Source organism: Massilia oculi (genome assembly GCF_003143515.1).
GTDB classification, from domain to species: Bacteria; Pseudomonadota; Gammaproteobacteria; order Burkholderiales; family Burkholderiaceae_D; genus Telluria; species Telluria oculi.
Genome location: NZ_CP029343.1, coordinates 663,568 through 688,087, shown reverse-complemented (window position 1 = coordinate 688,087; position 24,520 = coordinate 663,568). Strand labels below are relative to the sequence as shown.

Genomic DNA, 24,520 nt, shown 5'->3' with positions numbered 1-24,520 from the left:
ATGGACTGCTTAGCCGATCGAGCCGGCGGCCTGGACGGTGTCGTTCGAACGGCGGATCTGGGCTTCGGCCATCTTGACCTTCATGCCGTTGATGCCGTTTTCCATGCTCTGGTCGGCGATCGAATCGGCCTCGTCCTGCTGCGAGTTACGGGTGTTGAGGGTGTTCAGGTTCTTGGTATCCTGGGTGTTGTTGTTGGCATCCGTCGCAGCGCGGTCGCTGGCATTGCTGGCGGTGCTGCCGCCGAGGCTGGACAGGGCGCTGATACCGCTGATACCTGCAGAAATGAGACCGAGCATGTGATTCTCCTTGATGATGGGGTTGGAAGCGAAGCGCTGCATCTGGCAGCTGAACATAAGTGGCTTGGTCACCTCAATGGTTCCTTCGCGGAGAAGCTGCCGACAAGCCCACGGGGATCACATCGATCTGTGGAACGGGGCCAGGTCGACCGCAACGGGCATGCGTTTTTTCCACGATGGGCCGACGCCTTGGCCTCGGCTCGCTCGGCGCGGGAACGTCATGGGGGTATTCGGATCTCGGGCGCTCGTCCGAGATATTATTCTGGGAGATCACATGACCGGCGGCGGCAAGCGGCTCGCCATTGGCATGGCGTTCGCCCTGCTGGGCGTCGCCAGCCTGGGCGTGGCCGACATGGTGAGTCAGTGGCTCTGCGCGCGAGTATTCGCCTGTGCCGCGTCCTCTTACGCCCCGATCGACGTGTGCGAGGGCGATGCGCGCCTGGACATGCTGCGGTTTGCGGTCTGGGTCGGCCCGGCTGCCGCGTTCGGGGCCGGCGCATTCCTGTTTGGTGGCCGGCGGCGGTCGTTGCCAGCCTGGCTGGGCTTTCTCATCGCGCTGGTGGCGGCGCATCCGTCGATCATGGCGGGGATTCGGTAGGCAGTCGTCTGGATGACAGGGCTCACCAGTCGGAATGCCATTTTCTGTCACCGGCGCTGGAAAAGATTTCAATCTTTCGGGAACTGTTCTCCGCAATGCGCCACAGACCGGCATCTGTTGAACTTTGTTGAGATTCCCCGGACCGCACAGGAGTTGCCATGAACCCGATTTCCCATCACGACGCCGTATCCGACATCCTGCCTGCCGGCGCCCGTGCGCCGCGCGGCGCCGAGGCCTATGCCGATGTCGAGCCGCTCGGCCCCGACTGCATCGACGGCAGCCAGGCCGGCCTGAACCGCTTTCTGCGCGAGATGGCGCAGCTGGCCGGCGACGACAGCGCGGCGCTGACGGTGCAGCTGGGAGAGATCGTGGTCATCGCGATGCCGGCCCTGGAGGGCGGCATGACGATCGCAGCGCAACTGCCGCGCGGCGGCACGCAGCGCGTACGCCAGCCGGCGCCGGCCGGCTGCGAGCTGGCCTGGCATGCGGACCTGGGATGCGAGGTGATGGTGCGCCACCTGGGACTGGCGGCGCTGCTCGCCGAGCCGGACGTGCTCGACGCCTTGATGGACAGTGCCGCCATGGCGCGCGCACTGGTGGCCTGAAGAGGGCACAGGGAGGGAGGCGGCGCCGCGGCGTCGGCTTGACTATCCCAGGCGGGTACGAATGGCGGCCCGCACCCGCGACACGCGCGAACGCACGGTGCCGATCGGGATGCCCAGGCGCGTCGCCGCGTCCTCGTAGGTGCAGTCGCCCTCCAGCACCGCCTCGAAGGTGGCGCGCATGTCTTCCGACAGGTTTTCCATCATGTCCTGGGCCAGTCGGGCGATCTGGCGCAGCTCGATCAGGCGTGCCGGATTGGCGTATTCGTCGCCGATCTGTTCCAGCAGCGTGTCGTCCAGCTCGTCGGTCGGGTCGGCATAGCTGCGGCGCACATGGTTGCGCGCCAGGTTCAGGGCGATGCCGAACAGCCAGGTCGACGGCTTGGACAGGCCGGCGTAGCGCGGCGCGCAGCGCACCGCTTCGACGAAAGTCTGCTGCACAACGTCCTCGGCATCCTCGTTGTTGCGCACATAACGGCGTACGAAGCGGTACAGGTGCACCTGGTGGGTGCGGAACAGGGCGTCCAGATCGATGGCGACGACCGGTTGGGCCGCCGTATCGTCGGCCAGGGGGAGGAGGGTAGTCTCGGTGGTGGGCATGATGGCTCCGGGTTGGTGACGGGGCCGGCCGGACCGGGTTTGGCCGGGCTCCCCTGTGTCGATGAGTTGCAAGATAGCAAGAAGACTTTTCGCTGTGACGGTTTGCTGAGTAATCCTGAGACTTTGAGAAATCATGAGTTTCCGCAGGCAACCGCCAGCCCCGCCGGCTCCACTGAGCCTCCATGAGAACAATCCATCACCCCGTGCAGCACGTCGCCCCGGCGCTCGTGCAGCCCACCATGCATCCCGGCGCGGCCGGCCATCCCGGCCTGGCGCCGGCGAACGCCCAGACCCACTCCCAGTTCCACCAGCAGCGCGCCGGCGTGCTGCGCCAGATGCCGCGCCCGACGCCGGCCCAGTCCCAGAACGCCCAGCGCAACCGCACCGCCCAGCAGGCGCGGTCGGCGGCCGAGCCCGAGAACGCGCTGATGCGCGCGATCGCAAACGCCGAACGCAGCGGCACCGGCGACGACGAGGCCATGCCGGACGGCATGGAGCGCGCCCTGTCGGCGCGCCTGGACGACAAGGGCGGTCCGGCTGGGGTGGATGTCTTGCAGTGCGACGAGGCCGCCGACGCGACGCCCGACGAGGGCGCGTTGAAACAGTTGCGGGAGCGCCTGGGCGGCGGCGCCGAGATCGGCGGCGTCAGTGCGCTGGACGATGCGCTGGCGCTGGCCGGACGGATGGCGGCGCCCGGGAAGGGCGCGCTGGCCGAGCGGGTGGCCGATCTGCGCCGCAGCGCGGCCCAGGATCCGGCCATGCGCCGTCACGACCTTGATGGCGTCCAGGTCTGGATGGCCCAGCGCCAGGCGGCCAGCATCAATCTGCTGGTGTCCTGCCTGGAGCAGGGCGCCGGCCTGCATGCCCAGCTGCGTGGCAACGGCTTGCTGGACAAGGGCGACGACGGCAAGGGGCCCTCAAGCGCGGAGCGCACCGGCCTCGGCCTGCTGGAAGCGGGCCGCGCCGCCGGCGGCGCCGCGCTGCTGACCCGCCTCGGCGCCGTCGGCGGCCAGGGCCGGGACGGGCGCAAGGCCAGCCAGATGGTGGCCGCGACGCTGCGCACCTTGCCGCACGAACTGTGGGCCACCAACGAGGCGCGCGGCAAGCTGCTGCAGGAACTCGATCAGGACGCCGGCGAGGGCGCCGCGCCGGCACAGGGCGCCGACCGCACCGAACGACAACTACGCGCAAGCCAGGAGCATCGACATGCATAAGGACGCAGCAAAATGGGATGGCTGGGCGCAGCTGCTGGCCGCGCTGGTGGCCAGAGCCCTCGAGGAGGATCAGGTGCTGGGCCAGGCGCTCGGCGAAGAGCGCGAGCTGCTGGCCTACCCGGTCGCCGGCCAGGACCTGGTGCTGGTCGGACTGGGCCTGAGTGCGGCGCGCGCCGAACACCTGGACCTTGCGGCGCTGCTGCGCCGGCGCGGACGGGAGATGGAGCGCTCCGGCCACTGGCTGCCGGCCCGCTTCGAGGACGGCAGCCTGTTCCTGCTGCGGCGCTGGCCGGGCAGGCCGGATCAGGCGTGGCCGGGTGGCGCCGCGCTGGCGCTGCGTCACGCGGAGGAGCTCCTCGATGAATAAGCTCGGTGTATCCGGCGCCGGCATCGGCGCCAATGGCAATGCGCGTGGCCGGCCGATGGCCGCCGGCGCGGCGCGCGCCGCCGCGGCCCCGGTCGATGTGCCGCCGAACCTCGATACCGGCGTGCTGTTCGTCGGCGATGGCGGCGCGCCGATGTCGCCCGGCGCGCGTCACGACGCGTTCGCGCCGCTGACCGACATGGTCGGTCCGCGCATGGGGCCGGCCAATCCGGCCTGGGGCAACGACGCGCTGGCCTTGCTGCGCAGCCTGCAGAAGCGCCTGATCGCCCATGCACTGACGCTGGACGCGGGCGAACGCCGCCGCTGCCTCGATGCGATCGCTGTGCTGGAACCGGCGGTCGGCATGCGCCTGCGCATCATGCAGATGCAGATGTCCGAACTGGAGAATGACCATGGCAAGTGATATCGATCGCGACCTCGAGACCGCCATCGGGCTGGTCTGGGGCCACCTGAAGGCCCGTCAGTACCCGCAGGCCGCGATCCTGGCCGGCGGCTGCCTGTCGCTGTGGCCGGGCCAGCCGATGCTGGTGCTGCTGGCCGCCTATGCGGCCGGCGAACTGGGCGAGCCGCTCACGCCGCAGCTGCGCGGCCAGCTCGATCGTAGCCGGCACGCCGACCTCGCCGCGCTGGTGTTGCGCCGCGCCGCGCCTGCGCACGCAGGGGAGGCGCCATGATCCACGGCTGGGTATTGATTCTGAACCGCTTCGCCCAGCGCGCCGCCGAACGCGCCGAGCTGGCGGCGGCCGCGGTGGTGATCGCCATCGTGCTGATGCTGGTGCTGCCGCTGCCGATCTGGCTGCTCGACATCCTGATCGCGGTCAACCTGTGCGTCGCCGGCCTGATGGTGGTGGTGGCCATGTACCTGCCGGGGCCGACCGCGTTTTCCACCTTCCCGGCGGTGCTGCTGCTGACGACGCTGTTCCGGCTGGCGCTGGAAGTGTCGACCGCGCGCCAGATCCTGCTCGAGGCCGACGCCGGCCACATCGTCGAGACCTTCGGCAACTTCGTGGTGGGCGGTAACCTCGTGGTGGGTCTGGTCGTGTTCCTGATCCTGACCGTGGTGCAGTTCATCGTCATCACCAAGGGTTCGGAGCGCGTGTCCGAGGTGGCGGCGCGTTTCACGCTGGACGCGATGCCCGGCAAGCAGATGTCGATCGACAGCGATCTGCGCGCCAACCTGCTCAGCGCCGACGAAGCCCGCGCCAAGCGCGCCGAGCTGGCCAACGAGAGCCAGCTGCACGGCGCCATGGACGGCGCGATGAAGTTCGTCAAGGGCGACGCCATCGCCGGCATCTTCATCGTCTGCGTCAACCTGGTCGGCGGCATCGCGATCGGCGTCATCCAGCGCGGCATGACGGCCGGCGAGGCGGTGCAGCTGTACTCGGTGCTGAGCATCGGCGACGCGCTGATCGCCCAGATTCCCGCGCTGCTGATCTCGCTGACCGCCGGCATGATCACGACCCGCGTGGTTGGCGAGCAGGAAGAGGGCGAGACGACGAATATCGGCCAGGACATCGTGCGCGAGCTGTTCGGCGAGCCGAAGGCGCTGCTGACGGCCAGCGTCATCATGCTGGTCTTCGCCTGCATCCCCGGCATGCCGGTAGCGGTGTTCCTGACGCTGGCCGCGATGCTGGTGGTGGCAGGCCTGGTCGGGGTCTTGCGTCCGGCGGCCGAGGCGGCCCAGGCCACGACCCAGGCCGCCCATGACAGCGGCCGCGTATCGGACGTGCTCAGCTTCACGGCGACCCGGCCCTTCATGGTGCGCCTGCCGGCGGCGATCGAGGGCAGTCCGCGCGCCGAGGCGATCACGGACGCGATGCGCATCATGCGCAACGAGGTCCTGCTGCAGCAGGGCATTCCCGACCTGCCGATGATCGATTTCGTGTATGCGGTCGACCTCAGCCCTGACCGGATCGAATTCCTGATGGCCGAGGTGCCGCTGGTGGCGGCCAGCATCCGCAGCGGCTGGGGCGCCACCTCCGAATCGGTCGGGCGTCTCGAGGAGCTGGGCTTTACCGCCCTCGAGGACGGCGTGTCCGGCTCGCGCAAGCGCCGGGTATGGGTCGACCTGTCGGCGGGGGCCGAGCTGCAGGCAGCCGGCGTCGCGGCCGAGCCGTGGGAGCGGGTGTTCGCCGCCGACGTGCGCACCGAATTGATGCGCAACTGCCAGATGTTCCTGGGCGTGCAGGAGATGTCGCGCTTCACCTACTGGGCCGAGAAACGCATTCCGGTGTTCGCCCGCGAACTGGGCAAACTGGTGACGACGCCGCGCATGGCCGAGGTCCTGCAGCGCCTGGCGCGCGAAGGCGTCTCGCTGCGCAATGTGCGCCTGATCCTCGAGGCCCTGCTCGACTGGGTGCCGCGCGAGAAGGATTCGGACATCGTCGCCGACCAGGTGCGTCTGGCCCTGAAACGCCAGTTGTGCCACGAAGTGGCGCGCGACGGCCTGATCGAGGTGGTGCTGCTCTCGCCCGAGCTGGAAGACCAGGTGCGCGGAGCGATGCGCCAGACCAGCCAGGGACTGTACCTCGACCTCGATCCGGAACTCGAACAGCGGACCCTCGACCGACTGGGCGAACTGGTGGGCACGGCCGGCATCCGTACGCCGGTGCTGGTCACCGCCGCCGACATCCGGCGCGCGGTGCGGCGCCTGATCGAAGAAGAGTTCTTCGCGGTGCCGGTGTACGCCTTCTCGGAACTGACCCAGCACGCGCATATCCAGCCGGTCGGGATGCTCGAGTGCTGAAGCAACACGATTTTCATTGACACAAGGAAGACCCATGACGAATCTCGAATTACGCATCCTGAGCGGCCTGCATCGCGGCGCGGCACTGCCGTTGATCGGCGAGGCCCTGGAGCTGGGCGGCGCCGAACACTGCGACGTGGTGCTGGCCGACCGCGGCCTGGCCCAGCGCCACGCGCGCCTGTCTCCCGGCATGGAGGGCTGGCGTCTCGACGCGCTCGACGGCGAGGTCTGCGGCGAGTTCGACGTCGAGGCCCGGGAAAGCCTGGTGCTGGCGCCCGGCGCCCGCGCGCGCCTGGGCGAGGTCTGGGTGTGCCTGAGCGCCCCGGACATGCCCTGGCAGGCGGCGCCCGAGCCGGCGCCGGTGGCGCCGGAAGCGCCGGAAGCGCCGCCGCTCGCGCCGCCGACCGTCGAGACGCCGCCGCCACCGCCGCGCCTGCGCAGGCGCTCCAGCGTCAAGCGCCTGGTGCTGCTGCCGTTCGGGATCGTGATCGTGCTGTGCGCGGCCACCGCCTACGCCTTCAATGCGCGTCCGCAGACGCCGCCTCTCGGCATCGACATTCCCGTCAAGCCGGCCCAGGCGCTGCCGGTGGCAGCGGCGGCGCAGGAGAACGCCGCCTTGAGCGGGGCCGCGCTGCGCGCCGCCTTCGAACGCGAACTGGCCGATGGCCAGATGCTCGAGCGCTTCGAGCTGCAACTGAACGACGCGCGCTGGGAGATGCGGGCCGACCTCGACGGCGAAGAGAAAGAACGCTTCGAACGCATCCTGAAACGCTTCATCGCGGCCCACGGCATCGGCTTCCCGGTCGATGCCCGCATCGTGCCATCGGGCGCGCTGCTGCCGTTCCGGATCCAGCAGGTGCTCAGCGGGGCCCAGGCCGGCGTCGTCACCGAGGATGGCCACCGCCTGTTCGTCGGCGACGAGTATCGCGGCACCCGGCTGGTGTCGATGAAGGATGGGCGCCTGGTCTTCGCCGGCAAGCGCAAGATCGAGGTGCAGTGGTGAGTGCGCGCGTGGACGAGGCACTGAGCGAGCCACTGAGCGAGGCCCTGGCCGTCTTGCGCGAACGCATGCCCGGCTGGCTGGCCGCCTTGCCGGCCCAGCCGGGGATGCGGGTGCGCGGCCGCGTGACCCAGGTGCTGGGCACGCTGGTCGAGGCGGCGATGCCGCCGGTGCGGATCGGCGAACTATGCCATCTCCACGACCCCGACGACGATCGCCCGCCGATGCTGGCCGAGGTGTGCGGTTTCACCGGCAGCGCGACCCTGTTGTCGGCCCTGAGTCCGCTGGAGGGCGTGTCGCCGCGCACGATGATCACGCCGCTGCGGCGCAGCCACGTGGTCGAGGCGGGCGAACACCTGTTCGGCTGCGTGCTGGACGGCTTCGGCCGCCTGCAGTACCGGGCCCCGGCCGCGCCGCCACCTGGCGACGACGACGGCGGCTGGCGCGACCTGGTGCCGGTGATCCGCGACGCGCCGCCGGCCAGCGAACGTCCGCGCATCGCCACCCCGCTGCCGACCGGTGTGCGCGCGATCGACGGCCTCCTGACCCTGGGCCGCGGCCAGCGGGTCGGCGTGTTCGCCGGTCCCGGCTGCGGCAAGACCACCCTGCTGGCCTCGATCGCGCGCAACTGCGCGGCCGACGTGATCGTGTTCGGCCTGATCGGCGAACGGGGGCGCGAGCTGAACGAGTTCCTCGAGCACGAACTCGACGCCACGCTGGTGGCCAAGACCGTGATCGTGTGCGCCACCTCGGACCGCACCTCGATGGAGCGCTCGCGCGCGGCGTTTACCGCCACCGCGATCGCCGAAGCCTTCTGCGCGCGCGGCAAGCAGGTGCTGCTGCTGGTCGATTCGCTGACCCGTTTCGCCCGCGCCCAGCGCGAGATCGGCCTTGCGGCGGGCGAGCCGCCAGCGCGCGGCGGCTTCACGCCCTCGGTGTTCACGATGCTGCCGCGCCTGATCGAGCGCGCCGGCGGCACCCGCGGCGGATCGATCACGGCCATGTACACGGTGCTGGCCGACGGCGACAATGCGAGCGACCCGATCAGCGAGGAAGCCCGCTCGCTGCTGGACGGCCACATCGTCCTGACCCGCAAGCTGGCCGAGCAGGGGCATTATCCGGCGATCGACATCCTGGCCAGCATCAGCCGGGTGATGAGCAATGTGGCCGCGCGCGAGCAGTTGAAGGCGGCCTCGCGCTTTCGCCAGCTGCAGTCGCGCTATGCCGACATGGAGCTCCTGATCCGCCTCGGCGAATACCAGGCCGGCAACGATGCCGAGGCCGATGCGGCGGTCGACCGGCGCCCGGCCCAGCTCGACTTCCTGCGCCAGGACACGCGCGCCAGCGCGGGCTTCGACGACACCGTGGAGCGCCTGCAGGATCTGGCGGCATGAGGGGGCGCCAGCACCGGCGCGAACCGGTCGACGTGAAGGATCCGGCCCGGCCCGATCCGCGCATGGCCGAACTGGGCCGGCTGCGCCAGCTGCGCACCGCCAGCGCCGAGCGCGAGCAACTGGCGCGGCGTGCGGCCTGGCGCACGGCGCGCGCGGCGCTGCATGCGGCGGTCGCGGCCTGGCGCGCGGGAGAAGCGCGGACGATGCGGGACTGGCAGGACGCGCGCGCAGCCTTCTTCGCCATGCGCTGCAGCGGCGGCCAGTTCCGCGCCGCCAAAGCCGCCTATGAGCGCGGCCGGCGCGAAGGCGCCGTGGCGCGCGCCGCCGCCCAGGAACAGGTCGGCGCCTGCCGCGCCGACGGCCGCCGCTATTTCGCCGCCGGCGAGGAAGTCCGGCGCGCCCGCAAACGCCAGGAGAAGCTGCGCATCCTGGACGGGGAATTACGGCGCCTGCTGGCGCAGGTGGAGGACTGAATGCGCATCCTGGCGACACCGACTCACGGGACGAGAACCGAACGGGGCGAGCCCGATCCGCCGCGCGAGCGCGACCGGCGCGATGCGCCGGCCGGCACCTGGCAGGCGGCCCAGGCGGAGCGCCAGCGCCAGGCGGCGTCGCATCTGCCGGCGCCGAAGCGCCAGGAAGCAGCGCACGAACAGCGCCGTGCGCCGTCGGCGCCAGCCGGCGCGAGCGCGGCGGCGCGGCTCGATCCCGAGGCGGCGCCGCATGCGTGGGTGGAGGCGCGCCGCGGCCATGAGGGCGGCGCCGGACGGGAAGGCGGCGGTGGCGGGCGCGAGCCGGCCGGCGCGGTCGCCACCCAGGCCCTGGCGGCCGCGCCACCGGACGCGCTGGAGGCCGGACTGATCGACGCCATCGCCGCCCAGGCCCCTGGTCAGGACCTGTTCGAGCTGCTGCTGCCGGGCGGCGAGCGGCTGGGCGTGCTGCTGGCGCCGGGGGCCGACCAGGTGCTGCGCATCCTGCTCAGTTGCAGCAACGCCGGCCTGCGGCGCCGCCTGGACGAAAAATCGATGGAACTGGAACAGGGCCTGGCGCGACGTATGCAGCAAGCGACGCGCCTGACCGTGCTCTGACATCCGGCCAGTGCGCGTCTTTCCATCCACCGACGCCGAAGGATGCCGATGTTCGACACAGAATTAGCCCCCAGTCCGCTCGCCGTCCGCCCGCCGTTGCCGGGCGTGCGTGCGCTGTCGGGCGCACGCGCGGCCCTGTTTGCGCGCCTGGGCGCCGGCTGCAGCCTCGATCTGTGGCCCCAGCGCCCGGCGGACGAACGCATCAGGATGACCCTGTACGCCGATGACGGTCGGGCGACGCTCGACTGGACCGGATCGATGCAGTTGCACGGGCCCTGTGGCGCCCTGCAACTGTCCGACGGCGCGCGCTGGCTGCGCGCGCTCGGCGGCGTCGATCCTGGCGATGGCGCCGACGCATGGCTGTGCGGCGCCGTGCTGGGCGCGCTGGACGGCACCCCGCTGGAAGCCTGCGCCCGGCTCCAGGCCGGCGCCCTCGGACAGGTCGACGACGAAGTGGTGCTGCGCTGGGTGCTGCACAGCGGCCATCACAGCGTGGCCTGCCACGCGCGCGCCGGCGCCGCCACCTGGTGCGCGCTGCTGGCGCAGGCCGACTGGCGCACCAGGTCCGCGCCGCTGGCGCATTTTGCGGCATTGCCGATCACGACCTCGGTGGTGCTGGCCCGCCACACGCTGCCGCGCGCCGCGTTCGACGCCCTGTACCCGGGCGACATCGTGCTGGCCGACAGGCCGGCCTTCGACTGCGCGGGAAGGGGCCGCCTGACGCTGGCCGGCCACGCGCTGGACGTCGCCTGGCGCTCGCCGAATTACCTCGACATTCTTCACCTGGAGCCTTGCATGGAACAGCAGGACATGGATGACGGCGGCGCCGCATTGCCGCTGTCCGACTTCGGCATCGGCGGCGACGAGCGCGCGCCCGGCGCAGGCATGGACCCGGCGGCGCTGGCGGCGCTGCCGGTCACCCTCGACTTCGTGCTGGGCCGGGTGCAGCTGCCGCTGGGCCGCCTGCAGCAGCTGGCAGCGGGCAGCGTGCTGGAACTGAGCCACGGTTCACCGCTCGACGTCGCCATCGACTGCGGCGGCCGGGTCATCGGGCGCGCCGAGGTGCTCGATGTCGAGGGCCGCCTGGCCTTGCGCGTGACGCGCTGGGAGGCGCTTCGTGAGCGGTCAGTTCGATGTGGTGTCATTTGCGGTCCTGGTCGGCGCGCTGTCGCTGATGCCGCTGATGGTCGTGTGCACCACCTCGTTCCTGAAGATCTCGCTGGTGCTGCTGGTGCTGCGCAATGCCGTCGGCGTGCAGCAGGTGCCACCGACGCTGGCCATCTACGGCATCGCGCTGGCGCTGAGCGCCTTCGTGATGGCGCCGACGGTGCAGGAAATCGGCCAGCGCGTCATGGCGATGGAGTCCAGCAACGGACCCGGCGCGCGCACGGCGGCGCGGCCGCTGCTGCCGCAGGCGGCGGAGGCCTTCGAGCCTCTGCATCAGTTCATGCTCAAGTACAGCCGCCCCGAGCAGCGCGAGCTGTTCCTGGCGTCGGCCAAAAAACTGTGGCCGGCCGACGCGGCGCGCGAAGCGCGCGCCACCGATGCCATGATCGTGATTCCGGCCTTCGTCGTGTCCGAGCTGCAGACCGGCTACGAGGTCGGCTTCCTGATCTATATCCCCTTCGTCGTCATCGACCTCTTGATCTCGAACCTCCTGATGGCGCTCGGCATGCAGCAGGTCAGCCCGCAGACCATCTCGATCCCGCTCAAGCTGCTGTTGTTCGTGATGGTGGACGGCTGGGGCAAGCTGCTCAATGCGCTGGCGCTGTCCTATGTGTGAGCGCCACGCCTTCACCGGAGCCTGACGTGGCCGACACCATCCATTTCTTCCAGCAGGGCCTGTGGCTGGCCATCGTCATGTCGGCGCCGCCGCTGCTGGTCGCGACCGTGCTCGGCGTCGCCGTCTCGCTGTTGCAGGCGGTGACCCAGATCCAGGACCAGACGCTGCCCTATATCGTCAAGCTGGTCGCGGTGGCGGTCACGCTGGCGCTGCTGGGGCGCTGGTTCGGCAGCGAGCTGATGACCCTGACCATGCTGGCGTTCGACCTGGTCGCACGCACCGGCCGCTGAAGGCGCAGGTCCCATGCTGATCGACCTGCACCACCTGCTGCTGGCCGTGGCGCTGACGCTTCCGCGCACCGCCGTGGTGCTGGCCATCCTGCCGGGCTTCGGCGCCGGCACGCTCGGCGTCATGCTGCGCGCGGCGGTAGCTTTCGGGATGTCGCTGCCCGCCATGCTGCCGGCCTACCACTTCGTGCGCGACCACCACGCCGGCGTCATGCTGCTGACCGCGCTAGGGATCAAGGAAGCCCTGATCGGACTGGTGCTGGGCATCCTGCTGGCGGCGCCGATGTGGGCCCTGCAATCGGTCGGCTCGATCGTCGACATGCAGCGCTCGCCGATCCAGATCCAGAACGGCAATGCCTCGATCGACCGCGACGCCAGCGCCCTGGGCGGCCTGATCCTGCAGGCGATGGTGGTCATGATGATTCACGCTGGCCTGCTGGCGGCACTGGCGCGCGTGGTGCTCGACAGCTACGCGGCCTGGCCGGTCGGCAGCCTCGGGCCGCCGTTCGGCGATGTGCCGCAGGCGGTGCTGGTCAACCGCTTCGCGGAACTGATGTGGCATATCGTCGTGTATGGTGCACCGATCATCCTGGTGCTGGTGCTGATCGACCTCGGCATGGCCGTTATCGGCGCCTTCGCGCCGAACCTGCAGGTCTCGTTCGCGGCCTCGCCGATCAAGAGCCTGGCCGGCATGTTCGTGCTGCTGGTGTACTGGTCGACGCTGTCCCACTATGCGAGCGGCGACTTCGCGCGCGCGCTCGACCTGATTCCGTCGCTGCTGGCCGGAAGCACCGGGCGATGAGCGAAAAGACCGAAAAGCCCACAGAAAAGTCGCTCCAGGATGCGCGCGAGAAAGGCACCGTCGCGGTCAGCCGCGACCTGGCGCGCGTGATGCCGCTGGCCCTGCTGGGCGAGCTGGCCTTCGCTTTCGAGGGCAGGGCCGGGCGGCCGTCCAGGGACTGATGGAACTGGCGCTGTCGCGCATCGGCACACCGTTCGCGCATGCCCAGGGCGAGCTGGCGACCGAGGCTTTCAGCCTGCTGCTGCCGGTGTTCGCGGTCTGCCTGGTGGCGATCGCGGTGGCGGCGGTGGCCGGCTACTGGGGCCAGTTCGGCATCCTGATCGCGCCCGGCGTGCTCACGCCCAGCATCGACAAGCTCAACCCCGCCAACGGCATCAAGCAGCTGTTTTCGATGCGCAAGGTGGCTGAGGCCTGCATTTCGCTGATCAAGGTCTCCCTGGTGGGACTGGTCACCTGGGTGCTGATCCGCGACGCGCTGCCGACGCTGGTGAGCTTTGCCGGCGGCACGCCGGCCAGCATCCATGAGGGGCTGGTGACCCTGATGCGGGCCCAGTTCCGCACCCTGGTGGGCATCTGCCTGGTGCTGGCGCTGATCGACTACGCCGTGCAGCGTCATTTCACGATCAAGTCGCTCATGATGAGCATGGAAGACATCAAGCGCGAATACAAGAACTCCGAAGGCGACCCGCAGGTCAAGGGCCAGCGCCGCCAGTTGGCCCACGAGCTGGCCGGCACCCCGGCCGAGGACAGCACCGCGCAGGCCGATGCCGTGGTCGTCAATCCGACTCACTTCGCGGTCGCCATGCGCTACGACGCGGCGGCCACGCCGGTGCCGCTGGTGCTGGCCAAGGGCCGCGACGAAGTCGCCCAGGCCATGATCCGGCGCGCCCATGCGCTGGGCATTCCCGTGATCCGCCATGTGTGGCTGGCGCGCACGCTGTATGCCACCGGCCGCGCGGCCCGTCCGGTCCCGCGCGCCACCTATGCCGCGGTGGCGCACGTGTATGCGGTGATCGCGGAACTCGGGCAGGACGGCGCGCATTCCGGCCCGGTCGACCTGGAAACCACCGGACTGGCGCCGGACTGACAAGGACTTCGGAAGATGGACAAGACCCCGTTGGCGCCTGCGGCGCCGCTTTTCACGCACGCCGATACCGTTCACGAGGTACTGCCGGCGGCAGCCTTGCCGCCGTTGCTGCTGGCCGTGCCGCTGGCCTTGCCGTCGGCGATGCCGCTCGGCCTGGGAGGGGCGGCCTGGCCGGGGCGTCGATGATCGGCGGCGAAGGGGAGGTGGAAGGGCCGATCGGCCTGGCGGATCGCACGCCCTGGCTGGGAATGGCGCCTGGATTGCCGCAGCCGGTGCTGCGCGTGGGGGAAGTCAAACCTGGCGTGGGGAAAAGAGATGCGGTGCTGCGGCGCGCCCGTTCGGGGCGGCCCGCACCGCATGCCGGCGCCGAGTGCAGCGCCGGCGTGTGCATCTGCGGCCGCTGTCCGCCGCACCGCATCGAATGAGCGCTGCGGCGGGGCGGGGAGCTCAGCGCTGGCTGTTGAGCAGGTCGTGCAGCTCCATGCGGTTATAGGCCGCGCGCATCGCGTCGCGCGCGCTGATCTGGCGTTTGCCGACCATCGTCGCCAGCACGTCGTTCAGGCTGCGCGACATGTTGTCGTCCTGGCGGCGCATGAATTCGGCGATCATGTGGTGCTTGGACGGATCGCCGATGAACTGGGCCAGCTGGCCATTGTGATTGAACAGCATTTCGCTGGCCAGCATGAAGGCGCGCCCGTCCTCGCTAGGCACCAGGCCCTGGCAGACCACCCCGACCAGGGCGCCGGCCAGCGCGCCGGCATGGCGCTCGCGCTGCTCGGCCGGGAAGAAAGCCAGCAGGCGGGTCAGCGCCGAGACCGCGCTGTTGGTGTGCATCGAGGCCAGTACCAGGTGGCCCGACTCGCCCGCGTGCAGCAGCGTCTCGGCCGTGTCCTGGTCGCGGATCTCGCCGACCATCAGCACGTCGGGCTTCTGGCGCAGGCCTTCGAGCAGGCCCGAGGCGAAGGTTTCGGTATCGACCGGCACTTCCTTCTGCGAGATGATGCCCTGCTTGCGCCCGAACTCGTATTCGACCGGCTGCTCGATGGTGACGATGTGCGACTTGCGGGTCGAGTTCAGGTAGTCGAGCATGGCCGCGATGGTCGTGGTCTTGCCCGAGCCGGTTGGCCCGGTCACCAGGATGATGCCGCGCGTCGCCTCGAGCATCGTGCGCACGTAGGAGGGCAGGCCGGTCTGGTCGAGCGGCAGCGGATTGACCGGCAGGCAGCGCATCGAGATGCAGACCTTGCGCCCGCGCCCGGCGCGGAACACATTGCAGCGCAGGCGGCAGTCGCCCAGCGTGATCAGGCGGTCGATGGCGCGCTCGACGATCTTGTCTTCCCAGTCCTCGTCGATCGTGTCGAGCAGGGCGCGCATCTCGCCCAGGCGTACCGGGACCGAGGTGGCAGCCTGCCAGCCGCGCGGCAGCTTGAGCATCATTGGTTCGTCCTGCTCGATATGGATATCGCTGCATTGCTGACCGAGATTCGCCAGCGCATGGATCTCGAGCATGAGATCACGCGCCTCGGAAAGTGGATTGATCATGTTCTCCCTTTTAAGAATGGAAAGCAGGGACAGTATCGGTTAACCGGTTCGGTGCGCCCGGGCCGCCCCTCGCTGCACGCCATGCGCCAAGGCGATCCATCCGGTCGACCTTGATAAATTATAGAAAGCCATGGCCTGCCTGTCCCTCAACATGTCTCAGCATGTCTGAAATGAGTTTCTAACATACAACATTTTGCACCACCCCGGTGTGCTCGATGTCGATCGCTGCCGCGCCCGATCCGACCAGCTCGAGCCGGTAGCCCTGCGTATATGCGGTGCGCAGCAGCACGCCCCGTTCCGGTCCCAGCGCCAGCTTCTTGCGCAGCTTGTAGACGTGCTGCTCGATGGTGCGGCTGGCGATCTCGCTGCCGACGCCCCAGATGGCGACGCTGATGGTGTCGCGCGAGATATACACGCCCGGTGTCGAGAAGAACAGCCAGGCCATGGTGAATTCGCGCGGCGTCAGTTCGACCTGGCGCCCGTGGTCGCGCAGCACGCTGGCTTCACGGTCGAGCACGAAACCATGGTGCTCGATGGTGCGCTGGACGGGCAGGCGGTCGCGCCGGCGCAGCAGCGCGCGCATGCGCGCACCGACCTCGACCGGCTCGAGTGGCAGGGCACAGTATTCGTCCGCGCCGCTGTCGAAGGCCTCGGCGATGCGCTCCGGTGCGGTGCCGGCGCCGAGCAGCAGCACCGGCGTGGTCTCGCCCGAGCGGCAACCGAGCCAGCTGAAGAAGCCATCGTCCTGCAGCGCGCTCCCGGTCATCTCGAAGACGATCAGATCGTAGCTGCGGCGCCGGATCGCGCGCATCAGTGCCAGCTCGCCTCCCAACCGCTCGCATGCCAGCCGGTGGCGGATCAGGATGGTTTCGAGCGCCTCGAAAGCGCCGTCGTTGCCGATACAGCAGGCGACATTCATCAGCGCCCTCCCTGGGTGCCGGGCGCCGACGCCGTTTCCGGCCGGGCAGGGTCTCCGGGGTGATCCCGGACAACAGAAACGCTCTCGCGCGTTTCACGTCGCAAATGGCACATCATGTCACTCCGATTCGTGGTTCGGCTGCGGTACCGGGCAGCAGCCGATTCGATCGGTGCTACCCGGCTCGCACGATGGCACGGGTGTTGCACAGGCGCGCATGGATGCCGCCGGCCTGGCACGACCGTGCAATGGTCATGACGTTCTATTATGAAAGATTATCGACAAGAAATTTCTCAAAATTTCTCGTTGCGGCGTGCCACATTTTGCGAGACCGATGTGTCAGGGTGATGGCAACCGGATGTCAGGCTTCTTCAGGCACCAGGAAATGGTCCTGCTGCCAGCGCTGGGCGACGGCCACGTGCTTGATCATCATTTCCATCGCGTTGCCCGGGTCCAGCCCGTCCAGCGGCAAGGCGAGCATCGATACCACGTGACCGGTGTCCGGATTCATCGTGAACACCGGGCTCCACAGCCCGTGCAGGTCGCGGTTGGCGGCCAGCAGCGCCGCGTAGATCTCGGCGCGGTCGCGCTCGGGCGCGGGGCCGAAGTCGCAGGCGAACATCACGTTTTCGTCGCCCCACTGTTCAGGATCGTGGGCAATCAGGAAGGGCGTGCCGTTCAGGTCGACCTGGAGCGCGCCCGGCGCTGGGTCGAGCGACGTTCCCAGCTGGGTGGACAGGGCCTGGACAAAACCTTCGAAAGTGGCTTGCTGGTTCATGCATTCTCCTCTGTGGGGTAATGGGGGGATGGCGCCGCCAGTCTGTGGAGGGTGCCGGTCCGACCGGCTTGGGTGGCGCTGGGGGCGGCGCCGGTTCCGCGCTGCGATGCGGCGAACTCGGCGCGCCATCACGACACTCAAGGTGACCACACCTCAAAGGAGAAAGCGCATGTTCAGTTTCCGCACCACCCGTAACACGCCGCCGCCGTTGCCGACCCACGTGTCGCCGACCACCGCCGGGTCGCCGGGCGCGCCGCTTCAGGGCGTCGTCGCGACTTCGCCGCAGGGCGGCGAACTGGTGTCCGCGTCGGCGCATCCGGCGCGCGTGAGCAGCATGCAGACCGACTTTCAGATCAATCGCAACCGAGCGCTGAACGCGGCGATGAACGACATCGTGCGCTGCAGCAGCCACATGACGATCACGAGGACGGACATGGATAACCTGCGCAAGGCCAAGCGCGAGCTGATGAAGATCGACCACGCCATGCGCATGGAGGCGGCGGGCCAGCTCGTCGGGGACGTCTACAAGGCGCTCGGCAAGGACCAGCGCAAGGTATTCCACGACCTGTACCGGGAACTCGGGATGACCCAGCTTGCCGGCGCCCTCAACACCGGCCTGGGCATCCTGCCGACGGCGGTCGGATCGGCGCTCAAGAGCAAGGCGGGCGCCGGCGCCGTCCTCGCATGGTCCGGTCTGGCCCAGCTCTACCAGCCCTATCTTGGTGTGCTGATGTTCAACACACTGTATGCCGGAGCCGACTTCATGCGCAAGACCGGGATGCCCGGCCGTAGTCGCCCGATCGAGAGCGCGAAGACCTTGCAGCAAACGCTCACGGCACTGAACGACGCGAGCGACCGGATGGCCGAGGCGCTGACCGCGGCGCACGATGTCGCGCCTGGTTCGGCAGAGGCGATCGCAGCGCGTCACGCGCTCACCACGGCACGCGTCGCCGGCGCCCAGGCCATGGAAGAGCGGATGAAACGCGAGCAGTTCGACCAGAGCTTCGATGCCGGCCAGTACATCAAGTCGCTGCTGTCGGGCACCAAGCAGGTCGCCTTCTACCTGAGCCAATACGTGGCGTATGCCGACAACCAGGACTGCAAGGGCACGGAACGCGCGTTCAAGATGCAGATGGCGGTGACCGGCATCGTGCTCGGGCTGAATGTACTCGCGGCCGTCGCGGACCGCCGGCGCGAGGCGCAGCGCATCATGGCCACCAACCTGGCGTATGGCGACGTCGACAACAAGAACCATGTGCGCGATATGTTCCGCTCGCCCTACACCCAGAAGATGTGGGGGGTGAACGACGGCATCGAGAAGCGGACCGACGCCACTCTCGGCGAACTGGCCAGGCTGTTCGGCGTGCCGAAGCGCGCACTCAAGCGCTTCGACGAGGCCGGCGGCTTCAACCACCAGCGCTTCAGCCTGGCGCTCGACGCGCCGCGGCGGGAAAAACTGGCGCGGTTCGAGGCGATGACTGAGGGGCCGCTGCTGGCGGGCGCGCGCAGCAATATGGAAGAGCTCACGAAGCTCGTGCACCTCGAGGAAGTGGGCAAGCTCCACATGCTGGAGGACTTGTCCGCGCTGGGCGTGCTGGAGGCGCTGGACCGGCGCCATGCCGAGGTCGCAGGCGGGGGCGCGGCGCCGTATGCGGCGCCATCGGCGGACGAAATCAAGAGATTGCCGGGCATCGTGAGCGACGATCAGGTGCGGCGTCTGCTGGACGGTCCGCTGCCGGCCGCGCTGAAAGACAGGATGGGCGAGCTGCGCGCCCGTTTCGATGCCCTGGACAACCGCAGGACGCTGACCGCAGGCCATCCGAGGATGATGCTGGGACTCGATTCCGAATACGCGCTGTCGGACCTGCTGGACCAGCAGCGCAGGGATCCGGCCGGGGCGCTGCCGGCGCCCCAGGCCGGTGCGCTGCTCGCGCTGCGCGGAAAATACGCCGACCAGGCAGCGCCCCAGGCACTGGCGGACGCGCTCGACATCGATCTGGCGCAGGCCACGAAGCTCTGCGCGGGCCCAATGTCCAACGCTCTTCGGCAGCAGTTGCACGATCTGCAGGACAAATACGAAACGCGCGCCGGTCTCAGGGGCGAAGACCTGGTCGAGGTCGATCGCACCGGCATGCTCGAGTGGGCGGACCTGGCCCGCGCCGATGCAAAGCCACTGTCGGCGTCGGAGAGCGCGGTGCGCAGCCGGCTCGAGGCGAAGTCCCGTACCAGCACGCTCAATCTGGACGGCTGGCGCGGCAACGCCGGCATGGAGGACGTGGCCGAACTGGACGAACGCCGCGCCGCCTCGCTGACGCCGTTCGAGCATTGCCTGCTGCAGACGCTGCGGGTGCGCCCGGGCGCCCCTGGGGCGGTGCCGGGCGACGCCATCCTCGCCGCCGCCAGACTGACGCCCGTCATGGCGAATGAGACGGCGGCTGCGCGGATCCACACGCTGCTGTCCGAATTGCGCGGACACCGGCTCGACAAGGCCTTGAGCACCTGGGATTTCAGCAATCTGTCCGAGCCGGCCAAGTTGTCGGTCGAGAGGCTTCTGCAGGGTAAGCGCGGGGTACTGGGCAACATCAAGGACCTGGCGGGAATGCGCTGGAATATGCCGGGGCATGTGGTGCCCGCGCTGGTCGTGCAGTACGCCCGCGCTACGTTCATGGCGGTCGGCGGCAGCGGCTTCTTTTTCCTGTTGCAGGCGGCGGTTGGGCTGGCGCGCAGGCTCAACGAGGACCAGTTCGCGTGCAAGCCAGGCGAGGGGCCGAACGATGCCTCCAGGACGTTCTCGCACGTGATGATGGGCGTCGGTGTACCCTTCCTGGCCGCTGCGCTGCTCGGCGCCTGGGCCGGCCCGCAAACGGTGAATGCATCGCGCGTACGGCGCGAGTTCTTCACCCGGCGCGAAGGCCGTCCGAATTTCACCGAGATGATGAAGGCCAACTACCTGTATTCCGCGCGCAAGGCGGTTACAGATTACGCCGGCCAGCGCTGGTTCAGTGGGCCGAAGGCCAAGGCCCGCAATACCAGACTGATGGGGCAGGTTGACGCGCGCCTGAAGATGCTGCTCGATGTCGCCGACGGACCGGACCGGGAGTCGTCCCCCGATACCCGACCGGCGTCGCGCGCCGGCAGGTCGCCGGTCCGGCTGCATCCCACCCGCACGCTGACCGAGCAGTCGTACCGGACGCGCACGCCCGACGGCGGCGCGTCGCGCGGTATTGCGCGCCAGGCACGCCATCAGGTGGCCTTCCAGCGCAAGCGACCCGTCACGGCCAACCGTACCTCGCTGTCCAAGGACAGCCAGCGCCTGGCCTGGGGGCTGCGGCCGGATGGGGTCGATTCGACGGTGCTGGCGACGTCGTACAGCCATCAAGCGGGAACGTCCGCGATGCGCCGGCTGGCCTCCAACCTGATGCTGGACATGAATATGTATCTGGAAGAAAAGCTGCAGCTCGCGCTGGAGCACATGATCGAGCTTCCCCGCATGAAGAAGATCGTGGAGCTCGTGCACCAGATGCTGGACGGTGCCGGCGCCGCGTCCGGATTGCCGTTGACGCTCGATGACGAGACGCTGGCCGATCCGGTCAAGGGCGACCTGCGCAAGGCCCGCCTGCTGTACCTGAAAGAGCAGTTGCGCCCCAACTACGACAAGGACGTGCTCGAGACCTTCTTCAATAACGCCGAGGGCAGCGACAAGGCCATCAACGCCTTGCGCAATGCGGCGTCGAAGCCGCTCAGCCCCGAGCAGCAACTGCAGATCAAGCTGGTCAAGATGCTGTTCGGCCAGAAGCCGTATTTCGGCGGCTCGTCCGAGTACCATGACAAGGACGTGAATTCCTTCGAGTACTGGATCTATCACCTGAGCACCATCACGCGCGACCCGCGCCGTGCCCTGAAGGCCGGGCCAGGCGAGCTCGGCCATCAGATGCTCAAGCCCATGCGCGACTACCTGACGCCAGATGGCAGCCTGGTTGCGCTGAACAACCAGAGCAACCTCGGTGTCGGCGTGGCCGAGGCGGACTGGGAGGAGTTGTCGCCGACGATGCATGTGGCGATCAAGCGCCAGTTGCAGAAGCATCTGGACAAGTCGCAGGCCACGGACGCCAGCAAGCTCAAGCTGTACACGACGAGTTTTGCCTTGTGGGACAGGATTCGCAAGGACTACGGCGACTCCAGCAAGGATTACAGCGATGTCAGCAAGGACGGCTCGGATATCGACAAGCTGTGGAACCGTCTTTCGGAGGACGACAGGAAAGAGGTCTATGGCGACATCGCGGCGATTCCGTGGGAGGACGCGCACCTGCACGGCAAGGAGGGCATGATGAATGTCGCCGGCGTGCACGGCAATGTGCTGCAGACGCCCCAGGAGGCGGCAGACCGCTACATTCGTCACATGAAAAAGCAGATGCGCCACGAGCACGACACGGACGTCGTGCAGGTGCCGCGCCCGGACGGTTCGATGGTCAGCAAGAACTATGTCGAGCTGCGCGAGGACTTCCTGCGCAGTCACGAGAGCTGGTATCGCAGCGCGCATGCGAACCACCGGCCGATCGTCGGCGGGATGAGCGGCCATACGCTGGGCTATCTGAACCTGTACAAGGATGCGCTGATCCATGCCATGGACAAGTTGAAAGCCGACCCCGGGGAGCTGCCGTCACTGGAATTCATGCGTGTCGTGATGCTGGCCGCACTGGTGGGCCAGAAGCGTCACCACAGCTACGACGAGGTGATGGCCGCCAGCCAGGGCATCAGCGACGGCCGGGTCACGCTCGAATACAAGGATCGCACCGGCTTCAGGGATCTGCTGGAGTCGGGCGACCGGCAGATCGCGCAGATCGCAGGCAAGGTGCTGGGCGAGGCGGTCGACGGTTATGATGCCAACCAGAGCGGCTCGGTACTGGCGGTGCTGACCAGGGACTGCAACCTCAGCGCCGAGGAGTCGGCGGCCTTGAGCGAGCGCCTGCGTCCGGTCATTGCCGGTTACCTGCGTTCGGTCGCCGAGGGACGTCGGGAGAGGCGCAGGACGGCAAGCCCCAGGCCGGCTTCCTGGACCGGATGGAAGAGGCGCTGAACGAGACCTTCCCCGCCGATCGCGGCGACGCGGCGTCCGTGCGTTCGGTCTGACTGCCCGGGGCGCCAGCCGCCGCGCTCATGGGGCTGTCGGCATCAAGCGGTAGCCCCGGATTCCGGCGCCGCGCAGCATCGCCCCGCGCTGCGGACCGAGCGCCAGTTTGGTGCGCAATTTCTGGACGGTCTGCTCGATGGTGCGGTCGGCAATCACGCCGGCCGCATCCTGCAGGACGGCACAGATCTCGGCGCGCGCCACGAACCTGCCGGGCGCCGAAAACAGCAGCCAGGCGATGGCGAACTCGCGCGTCGTCAGCTCGACCGCGCGGCCGCGGTCGCGCACGCCACCGGTCGTGCGGTCGAGCACGAATCCTTCGTGCTCGATGAGGTGGTGCACCGCCGGCAGGCGGTGCCTGCGCAGCAGGGCGCGTAACCTGGCGTCGAGCTCGGTCTGGTCGAGCGGACAATCCCAGAAGTCGTCGATGCCGCTGTCGAAAGCCCGCGCCACACGCACCGGCGCGATGGCGCTGCCGATCGCGAGCATCGGCGTGTCGGCGGCGAAGTAGCGTTTGCACCAGGTGAACAGGGAAACGTCGTCCGCGTGCCGCTGCAGCTCGACGATGACAAGCTCGGGTCCGGGGTAACGCCATACCGGGGCCGCGGGTTCTCCGGCGATGCTCAGGACGTCGACATGGTGGCGACGCAGTGCGTCCTGAAACTGGCGGCGTATCGCATCCGTGCGGATGCAGCAGGCGACATTCATGGGGCCACCTGCATCGCGCGATATTGATGTGTCATGCGGTTCAAATCGTTATCATCAAGGGACGAGTGGCATGTCGCCATGATCCAGCGCGGCGACGTCGCTTTGAAGCGATGCGGTCCAGCATGCGTCGTGGGTGACCGCCACTGGAAAGACGAAGGGGCCGCCGAAATCCGCCATCGCGCGTGGGTCCAAGGGTGGAGATGAACCGTGGCAATGTCTCCGAGAATGCGTCATCCTCACTGGCGCCACAGGGCGCCGCTCACCCTTGCACCCGGTCGTCCGTGCCGTGCTTGCTGACTCCACGAGGTTTACAACATGAAAAAGAAGTCCCTGCCGGCGGCTCTGGCCTGCGCCATGCCCTTGTCTGCCCACGCCGCCGGGCGGGTCATCGCCACGGGCGAGGCCCGCGTCAGCGCCCAGCGCAACGACGGCGCACTGCGCTGGTCCACCGTCGTGACCTCGGCCGACACGCCCGGCTCCGACAAGATCGAGGAGAAAAAGGTCGGCATCAACGGCATCAAGGTATTGAGCGACGGCATCCCGAGGATGTCAATAGCGGCAACCAGCGCCTGGTGGACACGATCTTATCGCTCGAGGTCGACAACATCGATGTGGTCGGCGTCATGGGCACGCTGACCTGGCGCGCCAGGGAGCGTGTCACCGTCGACGGCGGCCTGACGACCGGGCGCCAGGACAACCGCTACCAGCGCTTGCGCTGGTCTGTCTAGTTGCGTTGCCTACTTCTTCTCGGCAAGTCAATGCCTTGTTGGCAGGTATGTAATTTGGAATCGCTCAGCCTGGAGGAGGATCGGCGGTCTGCCATGCGCCGATGCAGGGTCCACGCCCGTGTTCCTGTCGTCGTCGTAGATGCCAGCAGCGGCAGATCCACCAAGCCGCATCCCGGTCCGAATAGGTGTTCGCGCTCTCGAGCGTTGAAAGCAGCCGGTTGTCTCTCCAAGGCCTGATTATCGTCGACGCGAAGCGCGCTGCCCGACAGGACGCGCTGGATGATGCTACTGCCGACCGCATTCGATTTCAGGAACCCGCTCGCACCGACCGTCCCGGCTGAATGCCGTATGAGCAGGCCTTGCTTGATCACGTGCGCCAGGTGCTGCGTACCGGCGGCGACAGGTCCCTGATGGACGCGGCGTTCAACATGCTGAATGGACATGATACTTCCTTTAGTTGCGTAAATGCTGGAATGGTCAATCACGGTTGTTGCGGGCGCACCTCGTGACAAGTCTCCGGGAAAGATCATCGCGCAAACTCTTCGCGTTTACCGAAAGGCTGACATTCAAGGTTCACCCGACCGTGTCCTGTTTCAGTCTGATGACAATGTCGCGCGAGCCCGGGAACGCTTCGTGCCGCCGCATGCCATGCACCTCCCCAGCGCGTTTGTGAAGCGTGGGTCGTTCGTATCGGGCGTCGACCAACAACGCACGCTGGTTTGCAGCGGCGACGGCAAAACATCCGTCAGCCGTAAGGCAGACGGATAACGCGAGTTTCGGTTGCAAGCCAGGAGAGACGCTCCGGCATGCTGGCTGCGCGATATTGTGCCTGCATGA

The 24,520-nt window shown here is 68.3% G+C and carries 28 protein-coding genes and 1 pseudogene; 21 read left to right on the top strand and 8 right to left on the bottom strand.

Annotation, left to right across the window (positions count from 1 at the left end):
* Window positions 1-9 precede the first annotated feature (9 nt).
* On the bottom strand, window positions 10-369 hold the full coding sequence (locus DIR46_RS03145) for a hypothetical protein (RefSeq protein WP_162819412.1): 360 nt from the start codon (window positions 367-369) through the stop codon (window positions 10-12).
* 202 nt (window positions 370-571) lie between these two features.
* Here DIR46_RS03145 and DIR46_RS03140 point away from each other — a divergent pair, with 202 nt between their 5' ends.
* Both DIR46_RS03140 and DIR46_RS03135 read left to right on the top strand, forming a co-directional pair.
* A complete protein-coding gene (locus tag DIR46_RS03140; protein ID WP_109343943.1) occupies window positions 572-895 on the top strand; it encodes a hypothetical protein in 324 nt (107 codons plus the stop codon).
* Window positions 896-1,053: 158 nt separating this feature from the next.
* Window positions 1,054-1,500 (top strand): hypothetical protein, encoded by a 447-nt coding sequence (locus DIR46_RS03135; RefSeq protein ID WP_109343942.1) that lies wholly within the window; start codon window positions 1,054-1,056, stop codon window positions 1,498-1,500.
* A 42-nt stretch (window positions 1,501-1,542) separates the two neighbouring features.
* Here the strand turns inward: DIR46_RS03135 and DIR46_RS03130 are convergent, their stop codons facing one another.
* Entirely contained in the window at window positions 1,543-2,097 is a 555-nt protein-coding gene (locus DIR46_RS03130) for an RNA polymerase sigma factor (RefSeq protein ID WP_109343941.1), read from the bottom strand.
* Window positions 2,098-2,279: 182 nt separating this feature from the next.
* On the opposite strand from DIR46_RS03130, the gene DIR46_RS03125 reads away from it, so the two are divergent.
* The 17 genes and pseudogenes from DIR46_RS03125 to DIR46_RS03050 all read left to right on the top strand — a co-directional run bounded on the left by DIR46_RS03125 (window position 2,280) and on the right by DIR46_RS03050 (window position 14,308).
* Window positions 2,280-3,311 (top strand): hypothetical protein, encoded by a 1,032-nt coding sequence (locus DIR46_RS03125; RefSeq protein ID WP_162819411.1) that lies wholly within the window; start codon window positions 2,280-2,282, stop codon window positions 3,309-3,311.
* Entirely contained in the window at window positions 3,304-3,678 is a 375-nt protein-coding gene (locus tag DIR46_RS03120; protein WP_109343939.1) for a hypothetical protein, read from the top strand. The genes DIR46_RS03125 and DIR46_RS03120 overlap by 8 nt, the downstream gene beginning before the upstream one ends.
* A complete protein-coding gene (locus DIR46_RS03115; RefSeq protein ID WP_109343938.1) occupies window positions 3,671-4,099 on the top strand; it encodes a hypothetical protein in 429 nt (142 codons plus the stop codon). The genes DIR46_RS03120 and DIR46_RS03115 overlap by 8 nt, the downstream gene beginning before the upstream one ends.
* Window positions 4,089-4,370 (top strand): hypothetical protein, encoded by a 282-nt coding sequence (locus tag DIR46_RS03110; RefSeq protein ID WP_109343937.1) that lies wholly within the window; start codon window positions 4,089-4,091, stop codon window positions 4,368-4,370. The genes DIR46_RS03115 and DIR46_RS03110 overlap by 11 nt, the downstream gene beginning before the upstream one ends.
* Window positions 4,367-6,442: a type III secretion system export apparatus subunit SctV gene (gene sctV, locus DIR46_RS03105; RefSeq protein ID WP_109343936.1), complete on the top strand. Its 2,076-nt coding sequence runs from the start codon at window positions 4,367-4,369 to the stop codon at window positions 6,440-6,442. The genes DIR46_RS03110 and sctV overlap by 4 nt, the downstream gene beginning before the upstream one ends.
* 34 nt (window positions 6,443-6,476) lie before the next feature.
* The gene (locus tag DIR46_RS03100) at window positions 6,477-7,445 is read left to right on the top strand and encodes an FHA domain-containing protein (protein ID WP_109343935.1); all 969 of its coding nucleotides are present in this window, start codon (window positions 6,477-6,479) and stop codon (window positions 7,443-7,445) included.
* Window positions 7,446-7,510: 65 nt separating this feature from the next.
* Window positions 7,511-8,836 (top strand): FliI/YscN family ATPase, encoded by a 1,326-nt coding sequence (locus DIR46_RS03095; RefSeq protein WP_205289133.1) that lies wholly within the window; start codon window positions 7,511-7,513, stop codon window positions 8,834-8,836.
* Window positions 8,833-9,309: a hypothetical protein gene (locus DIR46_RS03090; RefSeq protein ID WP_109343934.1), complete on the top strand. Its 477-nt coding sequence runs from the start codon at window positions 8,833-8,835 to the stop codon at window positions 9,307-9,309. Before DIR46_RS03095 ends, DIR46_RS03090 begins: the two co-directional genes overlap by 4 nt.
* Entirely contained in the window at window positions 9,310-9,924 is a 615-nt protein-coding gene (locus tag DIR46_RS03085) for a hypothetical protein (protein ID WP_109343933.1), read from the top strand.
* A 42-nt stretch (window positions 9,925-9,966) separates the two neighbouring features.
* Window positions 9,967-11,019 (top strand): annotated as a pseudogene (locus DIR46_RS28090) (FliM/FliN family flagellar motor switch protein); the annotation flags it as partial.
* A 79-nt stretch (window positions 11,020-11,098) separates the two neighbouring features.
* On the top strand, window positions 11,099-11,707 hold the full coding sequence (gene sctR, locus DIR46_RS03075; RefSeq protein ID WP_229446696.1) for a type III secretion system export apparatus subunit SctR: 609 nt from the start codon (window positions 11,099-11,101) through the stop codon (window positions 11,705-11,707).
* Between the two features lie 26 nt (window positions 11,708-11,733).
* Entirely contained in the window at window positions 11,734-11,997 is a 264-nt protein-coding gene (gene sctS, locus DIR46_RS03070) for a type III secretion system export apparatus subunit SctS (protein WP_109347880.1), read from the top strand.
* A 13-nt stretch (window positions 11,998-12,010) separates the two neighbouring features.
* Window positions 12,011-12,796 carry a type III secretion system export apparatus subunit SctT gene (gene sctT, locus DIR46_RS03065; protein ID WP_109343931.1) on the top strand — a complete coding sequence of 262 codons (786 nt, stop codon included), beginning with the start codon at window positions 12,011-12,013 and terminating at the stop codon, window positions 12,794-12,796.
* Window positions 12,793-12,957, top strand: coding sequence for an EscU/YscU/HrcU family type III secretion system export apparatus switch protein (locus DIR46_RS27575; protein WP_109343930.1), 165 nt, complete (start codon window positions 12,793-12,795; stop codon window positions 12,955-12,957). Before sctT ends, DIR46_RS27575 begins: the two co-directional genes overlap by 4 nt.
* The gene (locus DIR46_RS03055) at window positions 12,957-13,883 is read left to right on the top strand and encodes an EscU/YscU/HrcU family type III secretion system export apparatus switch protein (RefSeq protein ID WP_109343929.1); all 927 of its coding nucleotides are present in this window, start codon (window positions 12,957-12,959) and stop codon (window positions 13,881-13,883) included. Before DIR46_RS27575 ends, DIR46_RS03055 begins: the two co-directional genes overlap by 1 nt.
* A gap of 15 nt (window positions 13,884-13,898) precedes the next feature.
* Window positions 13,899-14,069 carry a hypothetical protein gene (locus DIR46_RS26400; RefSeq protein WP_162819410.1) on the top strand — a complete coding sequence of 57 codons (171 nt, stop codon included), beginning with the start codon at window positions 13,899-13,901 and terminating at the stop codon, window positions 14,067-14,069.
* Window positions 14,066-14,308: a hypothetical protein gene (locus tag DIR46_RS03050; RefSeq protein ID WP_109343928.1), complete on the top strand. Its 243-nt coding sequence runs from the start codon at window positions 14,066-14,068 to the stop codon at window positions 14,306-14,308. The genes DIR46_RS26400 and DIR46_RS03050 overlap by 4 nt, the downstream gene beginning before the upstream one ends.
* A 22-nt stretch (window positions 14,309-14,330) precedes the next feature.
* On the opposite strand, the gene DIR46_RS03045 is transcribed toward DIR46_RS03050, so the two are convergent.
* The 3 genes from DIR46_RS03045 to DIR46_RS03035 form a co-directional block, all read right to left on the bottom strand.
* Window positions 14,331-15,425 (bottom strand): type IV pilus twitching motility protein PilT, encoded by a 1,095-nt coding sequence (locus DIR46_RS03045; protein WP_109343927.1) that lies wholly within the window; start codon window positions 15,423-15,425, stop codon window positions 14,331-14,333.
* 178 nt (window positions 15,426-15,603) lie between these two features.
* Window positions 15,604-16,344, bottom strand: a complete 741-nt coding sequence (locus DIR46_RS03040; RefSeq protein WP_109343926.1) for a response regulator transcription factor — start codon at window positions 16,342-16,344, stop codon at window positions 15,604-15,606.
* Window positions 16,345-16,702: 358 nt separating this feature from the next.
* Window positions 16,703-17,119 carry a CesT family type III secretion system chaperone gene (locus DIR46_RS03035; protein WP_109343925.1) on the bottom strand — a complete coding sequence of 139 codons (417 nt, stop codon included), beginning with the start codon at window positions 17,117-17,119 and terminating at the stop codon, window positions 16,703-16,705.
* A gap of 169 nt (window positions 17,120-17,288) precedes the next feature.
* On the opposite strand from DIR46_RS03035, the gene DIR46_RS03030 reads away from it, so the two are divergent.
* Window positions 17,289-22,196 carry a hypothetical protein gene (locus DIR46_RS03030; protein WP_109343924.1) on the top strand — a complete coding sequence of 1,636 codons (4,908 nt, stop codon included), beginning with the start codon at window positions 17,289-17,291 and terminating at the stop codon, window positions 22,194-22,196.
* 78 nt (window positions 22,197-22,274) lie between these two features.
* Here DIR46_RS03030 and DIR46_RS03025 read toward each other — a convergent pair whose 3' ends face one another.
* The gene (locus DIR46_RS03025) at window positions 22,275-22,955 is read right to left on the bottom strand and encodes a winged helix-turn-helix domain-containing protein (RefSeq protein WP_109343923.1); all 681 of its coding nucleotides are present in this window, start codon (window positions 22,953-22,955) and stop codon (window positions 22,275-22,277) included.
* Window positions 22,956-23,263: 308 nt separating this feature from the next.
* Window positions 23,264-23,494: a hypothetical protein gene (locus DIR46_RS03020; RefSeq protein WP_109343922.1), complete on the bottom strand. Its 231-nt coding sequence runs from the start codon at window positions 23,492-23,494 to the stop codon at window positions 23,264-23,266.
* Window positions 23,495-23,527: 33 nt separating this feature from the next.
* Between DIR46_RS03020 and DIR46_RS26395 the strand changes: the two genes are divergently transcribed.
* Window positions 23,528-23,683 carry a hypothetical protein gene (locus tag DIR46_RS26395; RefSeq protein ID WP_162819409.1) on the top strand — a complete coding sequence of 52 codons (156 nt, stop codon included), beginning with the start codon at window positions 23,528-23,530 and terminating at the stop codon, window positions 23,681-23,683.
* Here the strand turns inward: DIR46_RS26395 and DIR46_RS26390 are convergent.
* Window positions 23,680-24,126 (bottom strand): hypothetical protein, encoded by a 447-nt coding sequence (locus DIR46_RS26390; RefSeq protein WP_162819408.1) that lies wholly within the window; start codon window positions 24,124-24,126, stop codon window positions 23,680-23,682. The genes DIR46_RS26395 and DIR46_RS26390 overlap by 4 nt on opposite strands.
* Between the last annotated feature and the right edge of the window lie 394 nt (window positions 24,127-24,520).